The 20798-nt window shown below is 52.9% G+C and carries 22 protein-coding genes and 1 other RNA gene; 11 read left to right on the top strand and 12 right to left on the bottom strand.

The window, feature by feature from the left end:
* Positions 1–564 precede the first annotated feature (564 nt).
* From groES to QWY30_RS11150, 4 genes are all read left to right on the top strand, one after another.
* Entirely contained in the window at positions 565–852 is a 288-nt protein-coding gene (groES, locus tag QWY30_RS11165; RefSeq protein ID WP_028817000.1) for a co-chaperone GroES, read from the top strand.
* Between the two features lie 24 nt (positions 853–876).
* Positions 877–2538 carry a chaperonin GroEL gene (gene groL, locus QWY30_RS11160; protein ID WP_290241031.1) on the top strand — a complete coding sequence of 554 codons (1662 nt, stop codon included), beginning with the start codon at positions 877–879 and terminating at the stop codon, positions 2536–2538.
* A 106-nt stretch (positions 2539–2644) separates the two neighbouring features.
* A complete protein-coding gene (locus QWY30_RS11155; RefSeq protein ID WP_290241029.1) occupies positions 2645–3694 on the top strand; it encodes an Ldh family oxidoreductase in 1050 nt (349 codons plus the stop codon).
* Between the two features lie 29 nt (positions 3695–3723).
* Positions 3724–4632 carry a DMT family transporter gene (locus tag QWY30_RS11150; RefSeq protein ID WP_290241027.1) on the top strand — a complete coding sequence of 303 codons (909 nt, stop codon included), beginning with the start codon at positions 3724–3726 and terminating at the stop codon, positions 4630–4632.
* A 77-nt stretch (positions 4633–4709) separates the two neighbouring features.
* Here the strand turns inward: QWY30_RS11150 and ybgF are convergent, their stop codons facing one another.
* The 8 genes from ybgF to QWY30_RS11110 all read right to left on the bottom strand — a co-directional run bounded on the left by ybgF (position 4710) and on the right by QWY30_RS11110 (position 11820).
* Positions 4710–5384: a tol-pal system protein YbgF gene (ybgF, locus tag QWY30_RS11145; RefSeq protein ID WP_290241025.1), complete on the bottom strand. Its 675-nt coding sequence runs from the start codon at positions 5382–5384 to the stop codon at positions 4710–4712.
* 67 nt (positions 5385–5451) lie between these two features.
* Entirely contained in the window at positions 5452–5934 is a 483-nt protein-coding gene (pal, locus tag QWY30_RS11140; protein ID WP_290241023.1) for a peptidoglycan-associated lipoprotein Pal, read from the bottom strand.
* Between the two features lie 55 nt (positions 5935–5989).
* Positions 5990–7264 (bottom strand): Tol-Pal system beta propeller repeat protein TolB, encoded by a 1275-nt coding sequence (gene tolB, locus QWY30_RS11135; RefSeq protein WP_290241257.1) that lies wholly within the window; start codon positions 7262–7264, stop codon positions 5990–5992.
* Between the two features lie 85 nt (positions 7265–7349).
* Positions 7350–8423, bottom strand: coding sequence for a cell envelope integrity protein TolA (tolA, locus tag QWY30_RS11130; RefSeq protein ID WP_435433399.1), 1074 nt, complete (start codon positions 8421–8423; stop codon positions 7350–7352).
* 42 nt (positions 8424–8465) lie between these two features.
* Complete coding sequence (tolR, locus tag QWY30_RS11125; protein WP_290241019.1) at positions 8466–8957, bottom strand: protein TolR; 492 nt, start codon at positions 8955–8957, stop codon at positions 8466–8468.
* Positions 8957–9637, bottom strand: coding sequence for a protein TolQ (gene tolQ / locus QWY30_RS11120; RefSeq protein ID WP_290241018.1), 681 nt, complete (start codon positions 9635–9637; stop codon positions 8957–8959). Before tolQ ends, tolR begins: the two co-directional genes overlap by 1 nt.
* A gap of 3 nt (positions 9638–9640) precedes the next feature.
* Complete coding sequence (ybgC, locus tag QWY30_RS11115; protein ID WP_290241016.1) at positions 9641–10069, bottom strand: tol-pal system-associated acyl-CoA thioesterase; 429 nt, start codon at positions 10067–10069, stop codon at positions 9641–9643.
* A 17-nt stretch (positions 10070–10086) separates the two neighbouring features.
* A complete protein-coding gene (locus tag QWY30_RS11110) occupies positions 10087–11820 on the bottom strand; it encodes a proline--tRNA ligase (protein ID WP_290241014.1) in 1734 nt (577 codons plus the stop codon).
* 85 nt (positions 11821–11905) lie between these two features.
* Between QWY30_RS11110 and QWY30_RS11105 the strand changes: the two genes are divergently transcribed.
* A complete protein-coding gene (locus QWY30_RS11105; RefSeq protein WP_290241012.1) occupies positions 11906–12439 on the top strand; it encodes an RNA pyrophosphohydrolase in 534 nt (177 codons plus the stop codon).
* A 77-nt stretch (positions 12440–12516) separates the two neighbouring features.
* Here QWY30_RS11105 and QWY30_RS11100 read toward each other — a convergent pair whose 3' ends face one another.
* The 3 genes from QWY30_RS11100 to QWY30_RS11090 are packed head-to-tail and all read right to left on the bottom strand — an operon-like array spanning position 12517 to position 15400.
* Positions 12517–13419, bottom strand: a complete 903-nt coding sequence (locus tag QWY30_RS11100; protein WP_290241009.1) for an NAD(P)-dependent oxidoreductase — start codon at positions 13417–13419, stop codon at positions 12517–12519.
* Positions 13420–13422: 3 nt separating this feature from the next.
* Positions 13423–14922 (bottom strand): tripartite tricarboxylate transporter permease, encoded by a 1500-nt coding sequence (locus QWY30_RS11095; RefSeq protein WP_290241008.1) that lies wholly within the window; start codon positions 14920–14922, stop codon positions 13423–13425.
* A gap of 13 nt (positions 14923–14935) precedes the next feature.
* Entirely contained in the window at positions 14936–15400 is a 465-nt protein-coding gene (locus QWY30_RS11090) for a tripartite tricarboxylate transporter TctB family protein (protein ID WP_290241006.1), read from the bottom strand.
* Positions 15401–15829: 429 nt separating this feature from the next.
* Between QWY30_RS11090 and QWY30_RS11085 the strand changes: the two genes are divergently transcribed.
* The 3 genes from QWY30_RS11085 (at position 15830) to ssrS (ending at position 16756) form a co-directional block, all read left to right on the top strand.
* Positions 15830–16213: a hypothetical protein gene (locus QWY30_RS11085; RefSeq protein ID WP_290241004.1), complete on the top strand. Its 384-nt coding sequence runs from the start codon at positions 15830–15832 to the stop codon at positions 16211–16213.
* Positions 16213–16539: a cell division protein ZapA gene (locus QWY30_RS11080; RefSeq protein WP_290241256.1), complete on the top strand. Its 327-nt coding sequence runs from the start codon at positions 16213–16215 to the stop codon at positions 16537–16539. The genes QWY30_RS11085 and QWY30_RS11080 overlap by 1 nt, the downstream gene beginning before the upstream one ends.
* Positions 16540–16570: 31 nt before the next feature.
* A non-coding RNA gene (gene ssrS / locus QWY30_RS11075) (6S RNA) lies at positions 16571–16756 on the top strand.
* A gap of 62 nt (positions 16757–16818) precedes the next feature.
* Here ssrS and lgt read toward each other — a convergent pair.
* Positions 16819–17613 (bottom strand): prolipoprotein diacylglyceryl transferase, encoded by a 795-nt coding sequence (gene lgt, locus QWY30_RS11070; RefSeq protein WP_290241002.1) that lies wholly within the window; start codon positions 17611–17613, stop codon positions 16819–16821.
* 66 nt (positions 17614–17679) lie between these two features.
* On the opposite strand from lgt, the gene ilvD reads away from it, so the two are divergent.
* The 3 genes from ilvD to msrA are packed head-to-tail and all read left to right on the top strand — an operon-like array spanning position 17680 to position 20355.
* Positions 17680–19365 carry a dihydroxy-acid dehydratase gene (gene ilvD / locus QWY30_RS11065; RefSeq protein ID WP_290241000.1) on the top strand — a complete coding sequence of 562 codons (1686 nt, stop codon included), beginning with the start codon at positions 17680–17682 and terminating at the stop codon, positions 19363–19365.
* Positions 19349–19753 (top strand): c-type cytochrome, encoded by a 405-nt coding sequence (locus QWY30_RS11060; RefSeq protein ID WP_290240998.1) that lies wholly within the window; start codon positions 19349–19351, stop codon positions 19751–19753. The genes ilvD and QWY30_RS11060 overlap by 17 nt, the downstream gene beginning before the upstream one ends.
* 56 nt (positions 19754–19809) lie before the next feature.
* Positions 19810–20355, top strand: a complete 546-nt coding sequence (msrA, locus tag QWY30_RS11055; RefSeq protein ID WP_290241254.1) for a peptide-methionine (S)-S-oxide reductase MsrA — start codon at positions 19810–19812, stop codon at positions 20353–20355.
* The last annotated feature ends 443 nt before the right edge of the window (positions 20356–20798 follow it).

Below are 20798 nucleotides of genomic sequence, written 5' to 3'. Positions count from 1 at the left end.
AAACTCAACGCTCCGGGTTGCTGCTGAGTGAACTTTTCATGAGCTTTTGCTGGTTTCATTTTGTTCCGCAAACTCCCCAACTTCCTGCAGACTGAGGCAATCTCCTGATTTCTTTGCATTGAGGCAATCTCCAGACTCCTTCATGTCGAGGTGATTTCCCGCGTTGATAGCAGCCTGCTTACAGGCAAACGGGGCGCTTTATGTTTTGCTCAGCAAAACTAAACGCTCCGGCTTGCCGCTGAGACGACTTCTCATGAGCTGAGACGACTTCTCATGAGCTGAGACGACTTCTCATGAGCTGAGACGACTTCCCATGAGCTGAGACGACTTCTCATGAGCTGTAACTAGCTTCATCTTGCTTCGGAAGCTTGGGGAGTTTGATTTTGCTGAGCAAAATCAAAGCACCCCAACTTCCTGCGGATTCAGGGAATCTTGCGAATTAATCGTCCTTGGACTTGAAATCCTCAAAACAACCCCTATAATTAGCACTCAACTGAGGTGAGTGCTAACAATCCTCCCGCAGTCTTTCCAACAACCCATATATTTTTTAAACAGGAGTTCTACATGGCCCTGCGTCCCCTGCACGATCGCGTGATCGTCAAACGCCTGGACAACGAGCGCAAAACTGCCTCGGGCATCGTTATCCCTGAGAGCGCCGCTGAAAAGCCCGATCAGGGTGAGGTGCTGGCTGTTGGTCCCGGCAAGCAAACCGAAGATGGCAAAGTCCTGAAGATGGACGTCAAAGTTGGCGACAAGGTTCTGTTCGGCAAGTATGCCGGCCAGACAGTTAAAGTCGACGGCGAAGAAGTCCTCGTCATCCGTGAGGAAGAAATCCTCGCGGTTGTCCAGTAAACAGAACACGAGAAGGAAAGATAAATGGCTGCCAAGCAAGTTCTATTCGGCGATGACGCACGCGTGCGCATCGTCCGTGGCGTAAATATTCTCGCCAATGCAGTGAAAACAACTCTCGGCCCAAAGGGTCGTAACGTTGTGCTCGAGCGCTCTTTCGGTGCCCCAACCGTCACTAAAGACGGCGTGTCGGTCGCGAAAGAAATCGAACTCAAAGACAAATTTGAAAACATCGGCGCCCAGCTGGTTAAGGAAGTTGCTTCCAAGACCTCTGATAACGCTGGTGACGGTACAACTACCGCAACCGTGTTGGCTCAGTCCATCGTGGTCGAAGGCCTCAAGTACGTGGCTGCCGGCATCAACCCAATGGACCTCAAGCGCGGTATCGACAAGGCCGTGATCGCTGCAGTGGCTGAGCTCAAAAAGCTCTCCAAGCCTTGCACCACGACCAAAGAAATCGCTCAAGTGGGTTCGATTTCGGCAAACAGCGACCTCTCGATCGGTCAGATCATTGCTGACGCAATGGACAAGGTCGGCAAAGAAGGCGTGATCACTGTCGAAGACGGCAAGTCACTCGAAAACGAGCTCGACGTCGTCGAAGGTATGCAGTTTGACCGCGGCTATCTGTCCCCTTACTTTATCAACAATCCTGACAAGCAAGTGTCGGCATTGGATGATCCTTTTGTTCTGATTTACGACAAGAAAATCAGCAACATCCGTGATTTGCTGCCCGTTCTGGAGCAAGTCGCCAAGTCAAGCCGTCCCTTGTTGATCGTGGCTGAAGACGTCGAAGGCGAGGCTTTGGCCACGCTGGTCGTCAACAATATCCGCGGCATCCTCAAGACTACGGCTGTCAAGGCTCCTGGTTTCGGCGATCGCCGCAAAGCGATGCTCGAAGACATCGCCATCCTCACCGGTGGTACTGTCATTTCCGAAGAAACAGGCATGTCGCTTGAGAAGGCAACATTGGCTGAGCTCGGACAAGCCAAGCGTATCGAAGTCGGTAAAGAAAACACCACAATCATCGACGGTCATGGCGATGCCAAGTCGATCGAAGCACGCGTCAAGCAGATTCGTGTCCAGATCGAAGAAGCAACCTCAGACTACGATCGTGAAAAACTGCAAGAGCGCGTGGCCAAGCTGGCCGGCGGTGTTGCTGTGATTCGCGTGGGTGCTTCGACCGAAGTCGAAATGAAAGAAAAGAAGGCACGTGTCGAAGACGCATTGCACGCAACACGCGCTGCAGTCGAAGAAGGCATCGTTCCTGGCGGTGGCGTTGCTCTGATCCGTACACGCGCAGTCGTGGCCAAGGTCAAGGGTGACAACGCTGATCAAGACGCTGGTATCAAGCTCGTCTTGCGTGCCATCGAAGAGCCACTGCGCACAATCGTGGCCAATGCTGGCGATGAGCCAAGCGTTGTGGTCAACAACGTGGCCAACGGCACAGGTAACTACGGCTTTAACGCCGCCACCGGCGAGTACGGTGATCTGGTCGAGCAGGGCGTTCTGGATCCAACCAAAGTCACTCGTACAGCGTTGCAAAATGCAGCATCTGTTGCCAGCCTGTTGCTGACAACGGAAGCCGCAGTGTGCGAACTCGCCGAAGACAAGCCTGCCGGCGGCGGCATGCCTGGTGGCGATATGGGCGGTATGGGTGGTATGGGCGGCATGGGCGGTATGGGCTTCTAAGTCCAAACCGCAATCCCCAGACTTTGCTCTGGGGTATGCCAAATAAAAACCCTCGGAGTGATCCGAGGGTTTTTTTATAAAATGACGAAAAAAAGGAGTCTTTGAGATGAGTGAAAGTGGGCAAGTGCGGACAGTCTGGACCGAGGCGGAACTTACCGCGTTGGCGATTCGTGCATTCCAAGGTCTTGGGTTGACTCAAAAAGACGCAGCGGATGTTGTGCGTGTCTTGGTACTTGCCGACCTGTTTGGTTTGAGTACCCACGGCTTGTCTCGCGTGGAGTCCTATGGCGATCGCTTAATGGTTAAGGGCATCCGCGCACAACCAAGCATCAAAGTCGAGTCTCCGGCACCTGCGTTGCGATTGATAGATGGTGACAATGGTGTGGGCCCGCTTGTGGGGATGCATGCACTTCGCGCGGCGATGGATGCAGCAGGTCAGTACGGCATTGGTATGGCTTTTGCTCGGGGTAGCAATCACTTTGGACCGATCTCACCCTACTCGTTGATCGCGGCTCAAGAAGGTTTCGCCAGCATCATTGGAAGTAATGCCACAACCACGATCGCGCCATGGGGTGGAAGTGATGCACGGTTGGGCAATAGCCCACTGGGCTTCGGCGTGCCGAATCCCGGGGGTCAGCCGTTTTTACTGGATATGGCGATGAGCGTGGTCGCACGCGCCAAAATACGCAATGCTCTCAAACGTGGCGAGACGATTCCCGATACTTGGGCGACGGATGAAAAGGGTCGTGCGACAACGGATCCCAAAGCCGCTTTAGATGGATTTTTACAGCCAATTGGTGGGCACAAGGGCTATGGACTTGCATTGATGGTGGACCTGTTCGCCGGTCTCTTGTCCAACGCGGCATATCTGACACACGTGAAATCCTGGGTAGATGCGCCCGATGAGCCTCAAAATCTCGGACACTTTTTTATTTTGATTGATACCAAAGTGTTAGGTTCGCCTCAATGGCTGACCGCGCGCATGATGGACTTCGCTTCGATTTTGCATGATAGCCCTCCTGCCGTAGAAGGCCGGTTTGTGATTATGCCGGGTGAAATCGAATTGAAAAAAATGGCTCAGCAGCAAGCTGATGGAATCACACTCGATCCAGCTGTTGTCAAACTGTTGCAAGAACACGCAGCCAAGTTTGCCTAGCAAAAAAATAATCACTCAAGGAGACTGTTGTGCATGAATGGACTTGGCTATGGATCCCCGCCACGATTTTTGCGGCAGCTGCTCAAGCAGGACGCAATGCGATTCAGCGTAGTTTGACGGAGCAGCTCGGCACGCTTGGCGCCACCCAAGTTCGTTTCTTGTACGGCTTCCCCTTCGCAGTGTTATTTACTGCGCTTGCGCTTTTCATCACGGGCTCGGTCATGCCCAAGATGGATTTGAGCTTTGTCTTATTTGTTGTTGCCGGCGCCTTGTCTCAAATTGCGGCAACGGCCTTGATGCTTGCGGCGATGCGTCAACGGGCGTTTGTCGTGGTGACGGCATGGACCAAGACCGAGCCCGTGCAGGTCGCACTGTTTGGTCTGGTTGTGTTGGGCGATCATATTTCTGTGCTCGGAGTCGTGGCGATCATCATCGCGACTGTCGGTGTGACAATCATGGCACGCAAGCCTGGCGCGACTGAGCCCGGGGAGTCTTCATGGCAACCCGCCGCACTCGGATTGCTGGCAGGTGCTTTCTTCGCGATCGCAGCCGTGACGTTTCGGGGAGGCATTCTTGCTTTGGGCGAGGCGCACTTTTTGGTGCGCGCTTCATGGACACTGACCTGTGGCCTGGGTTTGCAGACGATCTTACTCGCGGCGTGGATGATGAGTTTTCATCGTGAAGCTTGGGTGAAATGCCTCAAGGCTTGGCGTATTTCTATATGGGGCGGTTTGCTTGGCGCCTCGGCATCGCAGGGCTGGTTTCTTGGCTTTGCGTTGACTGCTGCGGCCAATGTTCGTACCTTGGGTTTAGTAGAAGTCCTGTTCGCTCAATTGCTCTCGTGGCGAGTTTTTCTCAGCAAGAGCACCAAGCAAGAGACGTTTGGCATTATCCTGATTGTTTTTGGCGTTGCGTGTCTGTTGCTTGCCACGAGTTAAAAAAATAGCTCCATCATCATGTTGGAGCTATTTTTATGCGTATCAATGCGACGATGAGTGTCGCGTTGATGGATCAATTACTGCAATAGAGGCAGGCGTTTAGCCGCAGTGTCAGCCGCTGGCGTGCCCTTGTAGTCTTTGACGATGCGTTGCAAAGTTGCTTTGGCGCCTGGTCTGTTGTTGAGTTCGATCTGGCAGCTTGCGACCATCAGCAAAGCATCTGCCGCACGAGGCTCGGTAGGATATTTTTGGACCATCGCTTGCAGGGTCGTGATGGCGCCTTTGAAGTCTTTCATTGCATAGCGACTGCTACCGAGATAAAACTGCGCAGTGGGGGCGAGTGCGCTATCAGGATAGAGCGTCAAGAAAGCGGTCAGATTTTGAACCGTTTCTTTGTATTGAGCTTTGCGGAAAGACTCCATGGATTGATCGAAGGCAGCTTGTTCGCGCGGGTCCAGAGAGCGAGGATCCGCACCGCGCGCGCCACCTGCAGCACCGGCTGGACGTCCCAGTTGCTCGAGGTCACCGCGCAAGCGAACAACCTCTTGGCCGAGTGCTTCGATTTGATCAGAAAGCTGAATGCGTGCTCGCTGATTCGCTTCGTTCATCGTCCTGATTTGCTGGCGAAGCTCGAGAATGGCTTTGCGTGCCTCGTCGTCTGTGAACGCCAGGGCAGACTGGCTGAGCAATGCTCCTCCAATCAAGACGAGACATGAGCTGGTCGCACGCCAGGAAAGAGTCTTGTTACGCATAAAAACCTCCTTTAAACAACAAGGCGGCCTATGGCCGCCTTGATACAGACCAATCTAGCAGGTCAGTTTAACGCTTGTAGTTGAAGTCCGCACGACGGTTTTCTGCGTAGTCGGCCTCAGTGTCGCCCAAGGCTTTTGGCTTTTCTTTACCAAAGCTGATGGTTTCAACTTGTGTGTCAGAAACGCCTGACAAAGTCAGCATGCGGCGAACAGCTTCAGCGCGACGCTGGCCGAGTGCGAGGTTGTACTCAGAACCGCCACGCGCATCGGTGTTGCCTTCGATGACAACGCGCTGCTGTGGGGCACTCACAAGGTACTTGGCGTGTGTGTCAACGAGTGTGCGGTACTGGTCGCCAACGGTGTAGCTGTTGAAATCGAAATAAACAGAACGCTGCTTAGCCAGAATGCTTTGTGGGTTGAACGGATCCAGAATGCCAGAGCCGTCTGCACCACCTTTGCCAGCCTGGTCATCCAGCGAAACGGAGCTACAAGCAGCCAGACCGGCGGAAAGTGCTGCAATTGTTACAACTTTAGCGATACGCGATCTCATGATGTCTACCTTAAAAAAATTTCAAATAACTGCATGCTTAAACCAAAAACTGAATCTATTTGTTCGTGAACGGACCCCAGGTCGGTTCGCGAATTTCACCGTTAAGAACAGAAAGCGTCTGACGGACACGTCCGTCGCTGGACACACCGGCCAACACGCTACGACCACCTTGAACGGCTGCGTAAAGAACCTGCATGCCATTTGGTGCAAAGCTGGGTGACTGGTCATCCCGGCCTTGCGTCAATAAAGTTTCAGTGCCGTTAGCCAGATTCAGCGAAGCTACTCGGAACGATCCATCGCGACGCGTCACTGTCAGCAAGGTTTTTCCATCAGGAGAAACCCTTGGTGAGATATTGTAACTGCCATTGAATGTAATGCGTCGAGGCTCTCCACCATCCAGACCGACTTGGTAAATCTGCGGGCTGCCACTCCTGTCACTCGTGAAGTAAATCGAGCGACCATCGGGACTGAACGTAGGTTCTGTATCGATCAGAGGCGAACGTGTCAGTCGGCGCAAATTACTTCCATCATTGGCACCTACCAAGTATATCTGAGATAAGCCATCTCGTGTTAACACGACAGCCAGAGTGTTGCCGTCAGGCGACCAAGCGGGTGCCGAGTTGTTACCTTTGTAGTTCGCCACGGGGAAACGCTTGCTCGTGGCGAGCTGGTGGACATACACGACGGGCTTGCCAGACTCAAAACTCACGTAAGCTAGGCGGGATCCATCGGGGGACCAGGCGGGCGAAATGATGGGTTCGCCAGAGCGTAAGGCGACTTGAGGATTCTGACCGTCTGCATCGGCGATTTGCAGCTCGTAAGTCTTGCCGCGCTTCAGTACATAGGCGATACGTGTAGAAAATACACCTCTGATTCCGGTGATTTTTTCGTAGATGCGGTCTGCGACTTGATGCGCCATACGACGCAATTCTTTGTCATTGCCGACAATAGTGATTTCATCCAGTGTGCCGCGTTTGACCGTATCGGCCAGACGGTATTTGATTTCGAGGCGCCCATCGCCGCTGCGTGTCACGGTGCCGTAGGCGAGAAAGTCCGCGCCGCGCGTGCGCCACTCGTCATAGGCAATGGGGGTGGTGTAAGTCAGCGTACTTGCGGCAGTGCTGATCAGCCGAAACTGTCCCGTGCGTGTGAGGTCAGCGCGGATGATTTCCGAAATCTGGGAGCCTGCGGAATCTCCGCTAAAGTCAGCGATCGCGACAGGGTACTGTTGCGCACCCGTTCCGGAGATATCCACTCTAAGTTGGGCATAGGCAGTTAAACCCAGGCTCATGAGCGTGGACAGCACCAAGACCTTGAGCCAGGATCTCATCGATTTGAAAACCGAAAAAGAAGTTGAAGTGTAGGTCGCACTGTTCATATGCTGATGATCACTTTTCATGGTTGCATGACTCCTGTCAATCGTACATATTGTAATTGACGTCGATATAGCCGGGATATTTACCAGATGGGGGCGCTGGGAAGGGCGTGCAGCGCCGAATGCCAGTTTCAACCGCACGGTCAAAGTTTGGATTACCTGAGCTGCGGGTCAACTTCACGCCTGCGATGGTGCCATCGGGTCTGAGGTCGACACGATATTGCGCTGCCGGATTCGCATTGGTGCGTGGAGGCGTCGGGAAAGACACGCCCGGTTGCACGCAGGCACGAATCTTGGCGCCGTAGCCATCGTTACTGCCCCCGCCCGCTTGATTGCGATCGGCCGTGCCGCCTGGGATACCCGCGGCACCCATCGCGTCATTTCTGAACGCATCCTTGAGTGCTTTGTCAGCAGCAGCTTTCTTGGCGGCATCGGCTTTGGCTTTCTTGTCGGCTTCTTCTTTAGCCTTCTTGTCGGCAGCCTCTTTAGCTTTTTTAGCCTCTTCCTCTTTCTTTTTCTTTTCAGCAGCCGCCTTCTTTTCAGCTTCAAGCTTCTCTTGTTTCTCGCGCTCAATACGCTCAGCTTTCTTGCGCTCTTGTTCCAGGCGGTCGCGCTCTCTCTTTTCGGCTTGTTCGCGTTCGTGTTTGATGCGCTGCTGCTCTTTTGCAGCCTCTTCTTTAGCTTTTTTCTCCGCCGCTTCTTTTTCGAGCTGTGCCCGCTCGAGCTCAGCGCGTTTCTTGCGCTCCTCTTCGAGGGCGATCTCTGGATCAATCACGGGCTTGGGCTCCGGAGCCGCTTTGGCTTGCGGAGGTGGAGGCGGCGGAGGAGGTGGCGGTGGGGGTTCGGGCGCAGGTTCGGGCTCGGGTTTTGGTTCAGGTTTTGGTTCGGGCTTGGGTTCGCTTCGGCTGGGTGGTGGATTCACAGGTGTATTGCCATCCATCCACAGTTCAACCTGAAGTGGGCCTTCAGCTTCAGTTTTCCAATTCAGACCCACGACGAGGAACAGAACGAGTACGCCATGGGCGAGCAGAGCCAAGCCAAACGCGCGCCAGTCGGTCGCTTGTTTGGGTGGCATGCTAGGGCCGTTTGGGGTTGAATCGTAATGTGGCGTCATGGATGATGCAGCAAGCGCTGTGCGAGTGTGCGTGTGACCTCTTTATTTTTTGGTTGCGTTATTTCTGTTCGGAGCGCCTTTTGGAGAGGCGTTTGGCGCAGGAGTATCGCCTTTTTGATCGACGAGCAGACCTAGTTTAGTGACGCCATTTTTGCGCAGATCATCCATCACTTTCATGACAGTCTCGTAGGGAACCTTACCGTCGGCCGCAATCACGACTGGCTGATCTGGCTGAAGCTCAGACAGGATAGTCTGGGCCAGCGCGCTGCGCTCGACCGGAATGTTGGTCGCGCCGGGTTCGCGTTTACGCCAAGATACTTTGCCGTCCTCTGTAATCTGGACTTCAATGGGCGTCGCCGGGATGTTGGCAGCCTGACCGACAGAGGGCAGTTCCACCACGCCGGGTGTGATCAGCGGGGCGGTCACCATGAAAATGATCAGCAAAACAAGCATCACGTCGATATAGGGCACGACGTTGATCTCATTTTTCAGGCGTCGACCCGAACGCCCGGAACTTGAGCGGACCGAGGACATTAGCGCACCTGCCGCTGCAGAATATTCAGAAATTCGTCGACAAATGTTTCAAAGCGAATCGACAAGCGATCAATATCGTGTGTGTAGCGGTTGTATGCCACCACCGCCGGAATCGCCGCGAACAGACCGATTGCCGTCGCGATCAGAGCCTCAGCAATACCTGGGGCGACCGAGGCGAGTGTGGCTTGTTGGACATTGGCCAGACCCACAAAAGCGTGCATGATGCCCCAGACCGTACCGAGCAATCCGATGTAGGGGCTGACCGAGCCCGCAGAAGCCAGAAAGTTCAGGTGAGATTCGAGTTCGTCGAGCTCGCGCTGAAATGCAGCGCGCATCGCGCGGCGCGCACCATCCATGGTGGCATTGACGTCGGTCGCGGTGCCGCTGCGACGCGCTTTTAAAAACTCGGTCATGCCTGAATCAAAAATACGTGCCAAAGCGCCTTGCTCGGCTCTGCGCGTTGAAATGGATTGATGCAACAGGGCGAGATCGCCACCCGACCAGAAATCATCCTCAAAGCGCCGAGTTTGGATCAGAGACTTTTTAATCGTGGAACGCTTGGCAAAGATAAACGTCCACGAGACAACTGAAATGCCAACGAGTAACAGCATGATGAACTGTACTGGCAGGCTGGCATTGAGCACCAGCGAGAGCATCGACATATCGGATGTGGTTTGCATCACTTATTCCTGAGTAATTGCGGCTAATTTAATGCGTACGGATTCTGGAATTGCAGCGACCCGCATATTAACGGTTTCTACGCAACAGACTTGGATGTTACTTTGTGTCAACAGTTCCCCGTTGCGAAAAATCGACTGTGTGAAGTGTAACGAAGCTCGGCCCATTCGTGTGACTTCACTCTCGATGAGCAACAAATCATCGAGACGGGCGGGCGAAATATAGCGTACATCCACACGTACCACCATGAAACCGCGTTGTTCTGAAGCAGCAAGGTCGGATTGATTGACGCCTAGCGCGCGCAACCACTCTGTGCGACCGCGTTCCATGTATTTGAGATAGTTCGCGTAAAACACGACACCGCCCATGTCCGTGTCTTCGTAATAGACACGGACATCCATGTGGTGTTTGAAAGAAGGGCGTTCGACCGGCATGTTGTCTGTTGTCCGGGTCAGGCGGACTCGAGCAATGCAAGAGTCTGGGTGACGCAGTCTGCGAGGGAAACTCGCGCGGCCTCTGTTTGCTTGCGACCCAGTACCTCAACAACACCTTCGTTGAGTCCGCGTTCGCCAACGGTGATGCGTACGGGTGGTCCGATCAATTCCCACTCGGCAAACATAATGCCAGGCCGTTGATCGCGATCATCCAGAATCACATCAATGCCGCGACCTTTAAGTTCAGCATAGAGTTTCTCGCTGGCCTCACGCACCGCTTCACTTTTGCCCCAGCCCACAGCGCAAATTGCAACCTCGAAAGGCGCGATGGCGCGGGGCCAAACGATGCCTTTTGCATCATGGTTCTGCTCGATCGCAGCACCCACGATGCGCGTCACGCCGATGCCGTAGCAACCCATTTCCATCAGTGCCGGTTTACCGTTTTCGTCGAGGAAGGTGGCCTTGAGGGCTTCGGAGTATTTCGTGCCCAGATAAAACACGTGGCCGACTTCGATGCCGCGTTGGATGGCGAGCGTGCCTGTTCCGTTGGGCGCACGGTCACCTTCGACGACATTGCGCAAATCCGTGACCAAACTCGCCTCCGGCAAGTCTCTCACCCAGTTCACGCCTGTCAGGTGCGCGCCTTCCTGATTCGCGCCGCAGACAAAGTCATGCATGTTTGCGACAGTGAGGTCTGCGATTACGCGTACCGGGAGTCGTGTGCCCACTGGGCCGAGGTAGCCTGGTTTGCAGCCAAAGTGCTCGACAATCTCTGCTTCAGTCGCAAAACGAAAGCCTTTGTTCAGTCCAGGAACTTTACCAACTTTGATTTCGTTGAGTTCGTGGTCACCGCGAAGCAGTAAGAGCCAGATTGTTGCGGGCTGACCTTCTTGTTCTGTGGCCAGCACAATGGACTTGACGGTCTGACTAAGAGGGAGTTTCAGTAATTCGGCGACAAGTTCGCATTTGGTGGCATCGGGAGTTGCAACTGTTTGCATCGACACGCCAGGTGCCGCACGCTCAGGAATCAGGCAGGGGGCAGGAGCCAGTTCGATATTGGCTGCGTAGTCAGAGTTTGGGTCGTAGACGATTAAATCTTCGCCGATGTCGGCGATGACTTGAAATTCGTGGCTTTGCGAACCACCGATTGAGCCAGTGTCAGCAGCAACAGCCCGGAAAGTTAGTCCAAGACGCTCGAAAATCCGCATGTAGGCATCAAACATGATCTGATAACTTTTTTGCGCACCTTCGACATCGCGGTCAAACGAATAGGCATCCTTCATCGTGAATTCGCGACCGCGCATCACGCCAAAGCGGGGGCGACGTTCGTCGCGGAACTTTGTCTGGATATGATAAAAATTGACTGGCAAATGACGCCAGCTCTGAATTTCATTGCGGGCGATATCGGTAATCACCTCTTCCGAGGTGGGTTGCAAAACAAAATCGCGTCCATGGCGATCTTTCATACGAAGAAGCTCGGGTCCGTATTGCTCCCAGCGACCCGACTCCATCCAGAGTTCGGCAGGTTGTACAACGGGCATCAGAAGCTCGAGGGCTCCGGCCGCGTCCATCTCCTCGCGGATGATTTTTTCGATTTTGCGAATCACTCGCAGGCCAAGTGGCATGTAGTTATAGATGCCTCCCGCCAGTTTGCGAATCATGCCGGCGCGCATCATCAACTGATGGCTCGCGATCTCGGCGTCGTTGGGGGCTTCTTTGAGAGTGCTGATGTGATAGGCAGATGCGCGCATTGTTTGCTAAAAAATTTATTAGGGCAAATTGCCCGACAGGTACGTATAATTAAATGCAATTGTATTGAATTCGCTGGGAGTGGCCATGCTTGATCGCGAAGGCTACCGTCCCAATGTCGGAATCATCCTCGTGAATCAAAAAAACGAGGTCTTTTGGGGTAAGCGTATCAGGGAACATGCTTGGCAGTTCCCTCAGGGTGGTATTAAACACGGTGAAAGCCCTGTTCAAGCCATGTTCCGCGAGCTTCACGAAGAGGTTGGCTTAAAACCCGATCATGTCCGCATTCTGGGACGCACAAGAGAGTGGTTGCGCTACGACGTGCCGGACACCTTCATCCGGCGCGAATCGCGCGGGCATTACAGAGGGCAAAAACAGATTTGGTTTTTGCTGCGCATGCTTGGGCGCGACACAGATGTGAAACTCAGGGCAACGCAACACCCGGAGTTTGATGCTTGGCGCTGGAGTCACTACTGGGTATCACTGGATGCTGTCATTGATTTTAAACGCGGGGTGTATACCCAAGCGCTCAATGAATTGTCGCCCTTGATTTTCAAGCGTGGCCAAGAATCGAGGCACGTCCAGGTGCCTGAATCTTCTGTCACGCAAAGCCTTGTTTGAATAAAAAAACGACGCTTGATTGCGTCAGGCGTCGTTTCAGGTCAGTATAAGTATTAAGAAATACTTACTTCAAGCGTTTATCTTAATCGTTTGATCAGGCTCGAGGTATCCCACCGGGATCCCCCCATTTTTTGAACATCCGCGTAAAACTGATCGACCAAAGCCGTGACAGGAACACGCGCACCATTACGACGCGCTTCATCCAAAACCAGACTTAAATCTTTGCGCATCCAGTCCACAGCAAAGCCAAAGTCGAATTTGTCGTCCACCATGGTCGAGCCGCGGTTTTCCATCTGCCAGCTTTGCGCAGCACCTTTGTTAATGACATCGAGCACTTGCTTCATGTCCAGCCCCGCGGCCTGACCAAAGGCGATCCCTTCGGAAAGCCCTTGAACCAAACCTGCGATACAAATCTGGTTCACCATTTTTGCAAGTTGACCGGCGCCAACTGGACCGACCAAGGTGACAGCCCGCGCCATCGTGGCAATCACATCGCGGACTTTGGCAAAGTCTTCTGCATCTCCACCGCACATGACGGTGAGCATGCCATTGACCGCGCCGGCTTGACCACCAGAAACAGGCGCATCGATAAACTTGATCGATTTGTTTTGTGCAATGGCGTGCAATTCCCGCGCAACAGAAGCTGATGCCGTTGTGTGATCGACGTAAGTCGCGCCAGCATGCATCCCGGCAAACGCACCGTTGTCACCCAGCACAACACTGCGCAAGTCATCGTCGTTTCCCACGCAGGAAAAAACGATTTCCGCACCCGTAGCGGCTTCACGTGGCGTCGCGCAAGCACGACCGCCAAACTCTTTTACCCAGGCTTGCGCCTTTTGAGCATTCCGGTTGTATACCGTGACGTGGTGGCCTGCAGTCGCTAAATGACCTGCCATGGGCAGACCCATCACCCCAAGGCCCAGAAATGCGACTTTGCGGGGTGAGGAGGGTTCGTACGTTTTGCTATTGATGGATGCCACAGATTAATTTTCCTCGAAAATTTCGCGCTTCTTCTTGAGGGAAGGCAGAGAAATGATCACGATCAACAGCGCAGCCACACCCAGCAGCGATGCCGATAAGGGACGCTCAATGAAAGTCATAAAATTACCGCGTGAGAGGAGTAGAGCGCGACGGAAATTTTCCTCCATCAGCGGTCCAAGCACCAAGCCCAGCAACAGTGGCGCGCCTTCGCACTTCAGTTTAGACCACACATATCCGATGATGCCAAACAAGGCGGTAATTAAAATATCGAAGATGTTGTAGTTTAGAGAGTACACACCGATCGTGCAGAACAGCAGAATCGCTGGGTACAGTACGCGGTAAGGCACGGTCAGAAGTTTGATCCAGATCCCAATCAATGGCAGGTTCAACACCACCAGCATCAGGTTACCAATCCACATCGACGCAATCAGACCCCAGAACAGTTCTGGGTGGCTTGTCATCACCTGAGGACCAGGCTGGATGTTGTGAATGGTCATCGCACCGACCATCAGAGCCATCACAGCATTGCCTGGAATACCCAGTGTCAGCAGAGGAATAAACGAGGTTTGCGCACCTGCGTTATTGGCGGACTCAGGGCCTGCCAAACCTGCTGGGTGGCCTTTGCCGAAGCGCTCAGGGTTTTTGGAGAGTTTCTTTTCGATGGTGTAGGAGGCGAATGATGACAACACCGCACCGCCGCCAGGCAAAATACCGAGAACCGAACCCACAGCTGTGCCGCGAATCACTGCAGGCCATGATTCCTGAAACTCTTGTTTGTTTGGGTAGAGTGAACCGATTTTGGCATCGACCTCAACGCGGTTTTCTTTTTGCTCAAGGTTGGTCATGATTTCGGTAAAGCCGAACACGCCCATTGCCACAATCGCAAAACCCACGCCGTCTTGAAGTTCGGGAATGCCGAAATCAAATCGTGCCACTCCGGAGTTGACGTCTGTACCGACCATACCCAGCAACAGACCGAGCAGAATCATCGCAATCGCTTTGATCAGCGAGCCGGAAGCCAGCACGACAGCGCCAACCAGACCCAGAACCATCAGCGAGAAATACTCAGCTGGTCCGAACTTGAAGGCCAGTTCAGCAAGCGGAGGCGCAAAAGCTGCAATCAGCAGAGTTGCCACGCTACCTGCAAAGAAAGAGCCCATTGCGGCGATTGCGAGCGCAGCACCCGCCCGGCCATTTTTGGCCATGGCGTGTCCATCGAGCACAGTCACCACCGCAGAGGTTTCTCCCGGGAGATTCACCAAAATGGCGGTCGTCGAGCCTCCATACTGTGTGCCGTAATAGATACCAGCCAACATGATCAGACCTGCAATCGGTGGCAGCACATAGGTGATTGGCAGCAACATTGCGATGGTCGGAACAGGACCCAGACCTGGCAACACGCCAACCAGTGTTCCTAGCAAACAGCCCAAAAAGGCATACGCGAGGTTTTCGGGTGTAAATGCAACCCCGAAACCAGTCATTAAGTTGTTGAGTAATTCCATGAATCAGTGCTCCTTAGTTCATGCCGAGAAAGGCGGGCCAAATCGGGAACACCAACTTGAGACCAACAACGAAAGCCAGATAACAGAGAATGGTCAGGAAAATCGCGTTTGCGATCGTCACTTTCCAGCTGTGATCATGGGCTGCGAGAGCACTGATGATGACTAGCACCAACATAGAAATGATCAGACCCGCTGGTTGGAGCAGGAATGCAAACACCACGACCGATGCAGTAATGATTGCAACGCTTTTGAAGTCAAACTTTGTGATTTCAGTAATCTCGGCTTTTTTACGCAGAGATGTCAGAAAAATGATTGCGCCGAGAATCGCCATGATGATTCCAAGCCAGAATGGGAAGTATCCGGGACCCATTCGCGCGGCTGTGCCCATCGAATATTCGGTGGATTTCCAGGCGAACGCCAGGCCGATGACGATGAACATCACCCCCGACCAGAAGTTCTGTTTGTTTCTAACCTGCATGGTGACAAGCTCCTTGACTGCGCTGCTGATAATGATTTTGTTAAATTGAGTGACGCACTGATTACACTCATGAATAAGCTCGTGCGCCGCATAAACTAAATGACCTCTTGGAACTTTTTTGGCAAGAGGTCATCACGGACTGCATGGTAAAGGAGAGTACGGCCAAAGCAAACTCAAAAGCATGCGATTATTGATGGGGTTTTCCCTAAAAAAAGGGTTATACCTAGGGCTCTGCGGCTTAAATTTTCCGGGCGTTCTCCGAATTGGTGAGCGTTCCTAAGTTTTTATGTGGTTTTTTAACCGGCTATCATGCGAACCTGAACGCTAGCTGACAAATTGCATCTTTAATGAAAAGAATTAATCGTTGTTTGTGGCAAGCTAGCAAACCAAGCCCCTTTTGCTTTTCTATTTTTGCTTTACGATATCGGTATGCTTGAAGATCTCGATCACCTCTCCACACGATTGGCGAAGTTACTCGCCTACACACAGCAATTATTTGCTGAACAAAACTCCTTGCAGGCGCGCCTTGCGCAGGCAGAGGCCGAGCGCGACGCGCTCAAAGCGCAGCTCGCCAAGGAAGGCACGCAGGCTCAAGCGCTGAGCCGCAAGGCTGAGACTGCAGTTTCTGAGCGGGATGTGCTCCAGGGGTCTCTGGATTTGTTCAAGCAGGAGCATCATGCCCTCCAGGCTCAGCTCGCAACGCGTGAAAAAGAAGTCTCAGCTTTGCGTGATGTCACTGCTCAAGCCCGCCAGCGTATTGATGCCGTACTGGAGCGCTTGCCCGGTGCCACACAGACCGAGGAGCAGCAATGATGGAGCGCGTCGATATTTCAATTCTGGGACGTGATTATTCTTTAGCATGTCCTGCCGAGGAAAAGCAGGCTCTTGCAGCGGCTGCCCAGCATGTGAGTCAACTTGCGGGTCGAATCCAGGGAACTGGCAAGGTGTCAGGCAATGAGCGCATCGCCGTCATGGCAGCGATTCAGATCGCCGTTGAGTTGCTTTCTGTTCGCGCACCTGACGGCCCGCTGGGTGGCTTGGCGGTTGGTGACTTCAAGCGTAGAATAGACAGCATGAATGCAATGCTTGATGAAGCGCTTGCGACTGTGGCACCTAACCGTACTGGTAAGCCTCGTTAAAAAGTTAAAAGCCTTTCATCTTGTATAAAGTTTGTCCCTGCTGTGTTCGTGACTAGGTCATATATTCTCTGAACCAATGCTTTTGGCATATTCAGGTCGCAGGATAGCTCGATGGGAATGCACGTCTCTAGTCAGATGCGCTCAAAATCAAGCAGAACGTGGCCAACTTGAACCTCAGGTTCGAGATGCCGGCCTGAACGGCACGAGCGGGGCATTTGTTGATAAAAACCTGCCAAAGTTTTTTGGCAGGTTTTTTTTCGGCCATGTTTTTCAGGAGGCTTATCGGATGGGAGGTAAAGACTGCTTTGCGGACCAGGCAAATAGTGTTGCACCCAGAATAATCATTGGCAAGGACAGCCACTGTCCCATTGAGAGTCCTGCGGTCAGTAGTCCGAGAAAGTTGTCTGGTTCTCGGGCGAATTCAGCGGCGAAGCGGAATACGCCGTAGCCCATCAGGAAAACCGCGCTCACCTGCCCTAACGCACGGGGTTTGTTCGCGAACCACCACACCAGCACAAACAGGGCGAGTCCCTCGAGACCAAGCTGATAGAGCTGAGAGGGGTGCCTTGGAATCCCGTCGCCACTTTGCGGGAATACCATCGCCCAAGGCAAGGTGCTGGCCCGTCCCCAGAGTTCACCGTTGATGAAATTACCCAGGCGTCCGGCTGCCAGCCCTAGAGGAATCAGCGGGCAAACAAAATCCGCCACGGCCAGGAAGCGGTATCCTCGACTGCGTGCCAGCCAGACCATCATCAAAATGACGCCCAGCAGTCCACCATGAAAGGACATGCCGCCCTCCCATAGATAGAAAATTTCAAGTGGATGTTGCAGGTAATAGGCCGGTTTGTAAAACAAGACATAACCGAGTCGCCCGCCTGCCACGACCGCCAGGACGCCATAGAAAATAATGTCTTCCAGATCGCGCATGGTCAGGGTGGTTTTTTGATGCTTGATGCGCCAGCGTCCCAGCAGCCAGGCCGAACCAAAGGCAGTCAAGTACATTAACCCATACCAATGGATCGCAATGGGCCCCAGTTTTATCGCAATTGGGTCAAAATTAGGAAATTGCAGCATCACAAGCCACCAAGCAAAAGATGTTCGATAATAACCGCTGAAAATTTCAACGACAGGTGTTCATTCATGGCAAACAACGACCGTTCTAAAAACATAACCGAAGGCGTGACTCGCGCTCCCAACCGTTCAATGTATTACGGCATGGGATACAAGGAATCGGACTTCGCCAATCCAATGATTGGTGTGGCTAACGGCCACTCGACGATTACTCCTTGCAACAGCGGTCTCCAGCCTCTGGTCGATGCTGCAATTATCGCGATTCGCGAGTCCAAAGCGAATCCTCAAGTATTCGGGGTGCCAACGATTTCTGACGGGATGTCGATGGGAACGGAGGGAATGAAATATTCCCTGGTCTCGCGCGAGGTGATTGCTGACTGTATCGAGACCGCAGTGCAGGGTCAGTGGATGGACGGCGTCGTCGTGGTTGGAGGGTGTGACAAGAACATGCCTGGCGGCATGATTGGCATGGCCCGCATCAACGTTCCCGGGATCTATGTTTACGGCGGCACAATCAAACCCGGCACTCATAAAGGTCGTGACCTGAACATCGTCTCTGTTTTCGAGGCGGTGGGCGAGTTCACCATGGGTCGCATGAGCACAGAGGACTTCAAGGCCATCGAGCAAAAGGCAATTCCTGGCTCGGGCTCCTGCGGTGGGATGTATACCGCGAATACGATGAGCTCTGCCTTTGAAGCAATGGGTATGGCGTTGCCTTATTCAAGTACGTTGGCGAACGAAGATGGTGAGGCTGTGGCGAATGCAGCCGAGGCAGCGCGTGTCTTGGTGGATGCTGTCCGCCATGGCCGCAAGCCGCGTGACATCATCACACGCAAGTCGATTGAGAACGCGGTGTCGGTCATCATGGCGATTGGCGGCTCGACAAATGCCGTTCTTCACTTTCTGGCGATCGCGCATGCGGCCGAAGTGCCTTGGACAATCGATGATTTTGAAATGGTGCGCAAGCGTGTGCCTGTCCTGTGCGATCTAAAGCCGTCAGGTCAGTTTTTGACTGTCGATTTGCATCGGGCAGGCGGCATACCTCAAGTGATGAAGATTTTGCTCAACGCGGGTCTCTTGCATGGCGATTGCATGACAATCAGCGGCAAGACCATCGCGGAGGTATTGAAGGATGTGCCTGATCAGCCGCCAGCCGGCCAGACTGTGATTCGCACGATTCCCAATGCCATGTATGCGCAGGGGCATTTAGCAATCTTGAAGGGCAATCTCTCGCCGGAGGGTTGCGTCGCGAAAATTACGGGCTTGAAGAATCCTGTCATTACAGGGCCTGCTCGCGTATTCGATTCAGAGGATGATGCGATGGCCGCCATTATGGCGCGCAAGATTCAGCATGGTGATGTTGTCGTGATTCGTTACGAAGGACCTAAAGGCGGACCAGGCATGCGTGAAATGCTGGCACCAACTTCCGCTTTGGTGGGACAGGGCTTGGGAGAGACGGTCGGTTTGATTACCGACGGTCGTTTTTCAGGTGGCACCTGGGGCATGGTCGTGGGTCACGTTGCACCCGAGGCGTATGTGGGTGGTTTGATCGGTCTGGTACAAGAAGGCGACTCCATTACGATTGACGCGCACAAACAGTTGTTGCAGCTGAATGTTGCGGATGCTGAAATCGAAAAGCGTCGCAAGCTTTGGAAGCAGCCCGCACCTCGTTACAGTCGTGGCGTACTCGCTAAGTTCGGCAAGCTGGCAAGCACTGCAAGTCGTGGAGCAGTGACCGATGCTTTTGACGAGTAAGCCGTTATCGGCCCAGCCATTTCTGCGGCTCGTGCAAACGGGCTTGATGGTTTGGGCCATGACGATGGCGGGTCCGGTTGTGGCTCAAGGTGTATCAGGTGGAGTCGAGCCGTCTCCACCGGTTGCACTGACGCACGAGGAGGGGCTGGCATTGGCCAAGTCCCGAGCTTGCCTGGGTTGTCACCAGGTCGATCATAAGCGCGTCGGTCCATCCTTTACAGCCATCGCACAACGATATTCCGGTCAAGACAACGCCATTGGTTACATGGTGCAGGTCATCAGAAAAGGTGGACGAGGTCAGTGGGGAGCCGTTCCGATGCCAGGTCAGGCGGTGACTGAGCAAGATGCTCAAAAGCTGGCGCAATGGATCATTTCAATCAGGAAATAAGCGTGAACCAAAGTTCTTTACCCATTTCCGAGGCGCAGTCCTCGTCGAAGCAAGACATGCAGGTCGGTCAGTTGTCCTCTGCGGTTTTTGGCGGGGGATGCTTCTGGTGCACAGAAGCCGTGTTTAAAGCTTTGAGGGGTGTGCATGCCGTGCAGTCCGGATATTGCGGCGGAACGGTCGATCACCCAACCTATGAGCAGGTCTGTTCAAAACAAACGGGTCATATAGAAGTCGTGAAAATCGACTTTGATCCTGCGACGATTCGTTATGCGGAACTATTGGAGGTATTTTTTGCGACGCATGATCCTACGACCCCCGGAAGGCAGGGTCATGATGTGGGGCCGCAGTATCAGTCGGCAATTTTTTTTCAAACTCCAGAGCAGCAGGAGATCGCAGCTCAATTTGTGGCTGATTTAGAGGCAAAACATAGATTTGAAAATCCAATTTGCACCGAAATAAGACCCTCAGCGACATTTTGGCCTGCAGAGCAATACCATTCGAACTATTTTTCCTTGCATCCAGAGCAGGGCTATTGCCAAATGGTGATTGCACCTAAAATTTCCAAGTTCAAAAAGCAGTTTTCATCGAAATTAAGTAATTAGGCGATCGAAAAAAATAATATTTAGGTGTTTTTACGTTGGCTTAATTTGACACACCCAAAAAACACGTGCATAATCTCGTTTCTCTGCTGAACAAACAGCAGAAAACAGATTAAAAGCAGTAAGTAGAAAACGTGTAAATAAAGCCTTTTAAGGCCTAGTTAAACAAAGTTAGCTATATATTGCACGCAGTTAGTGATTTGCGAAAACAAATAACTTACTGTAAAATTATTACCTTGTTCTTTAAAAATTTGACAACCGATAAGTGTGGGCGCTTGGAATGAGTGTCGCAGGTTGCTGGGCTGTAACAGGTTCAGTGATTGCAAACGAAATCAAGTGCTCACAAAGAAGTTTGGAAATGAATGTTAAGTGTAAAAGCTTGATGTAAATAACCTCACTTCCTTTGAGCAGCGACGTATCACCGGCCTGGGTTTACTCAGGTCATG

The organism is Zwartia panacis (assembly GCF_030410395.1).
Classification (GTDB): Bacteria; Pseudomonadota; Gammaproteobacteria; order Burkholderiales; family Burkholderiaceae_B; genus Zwartia; species Zwartia panacis.
Note: the sequence above shows the minus strand (reverse complement) of the source record. Positions and strands in the feature narration are given on the sequence as shown.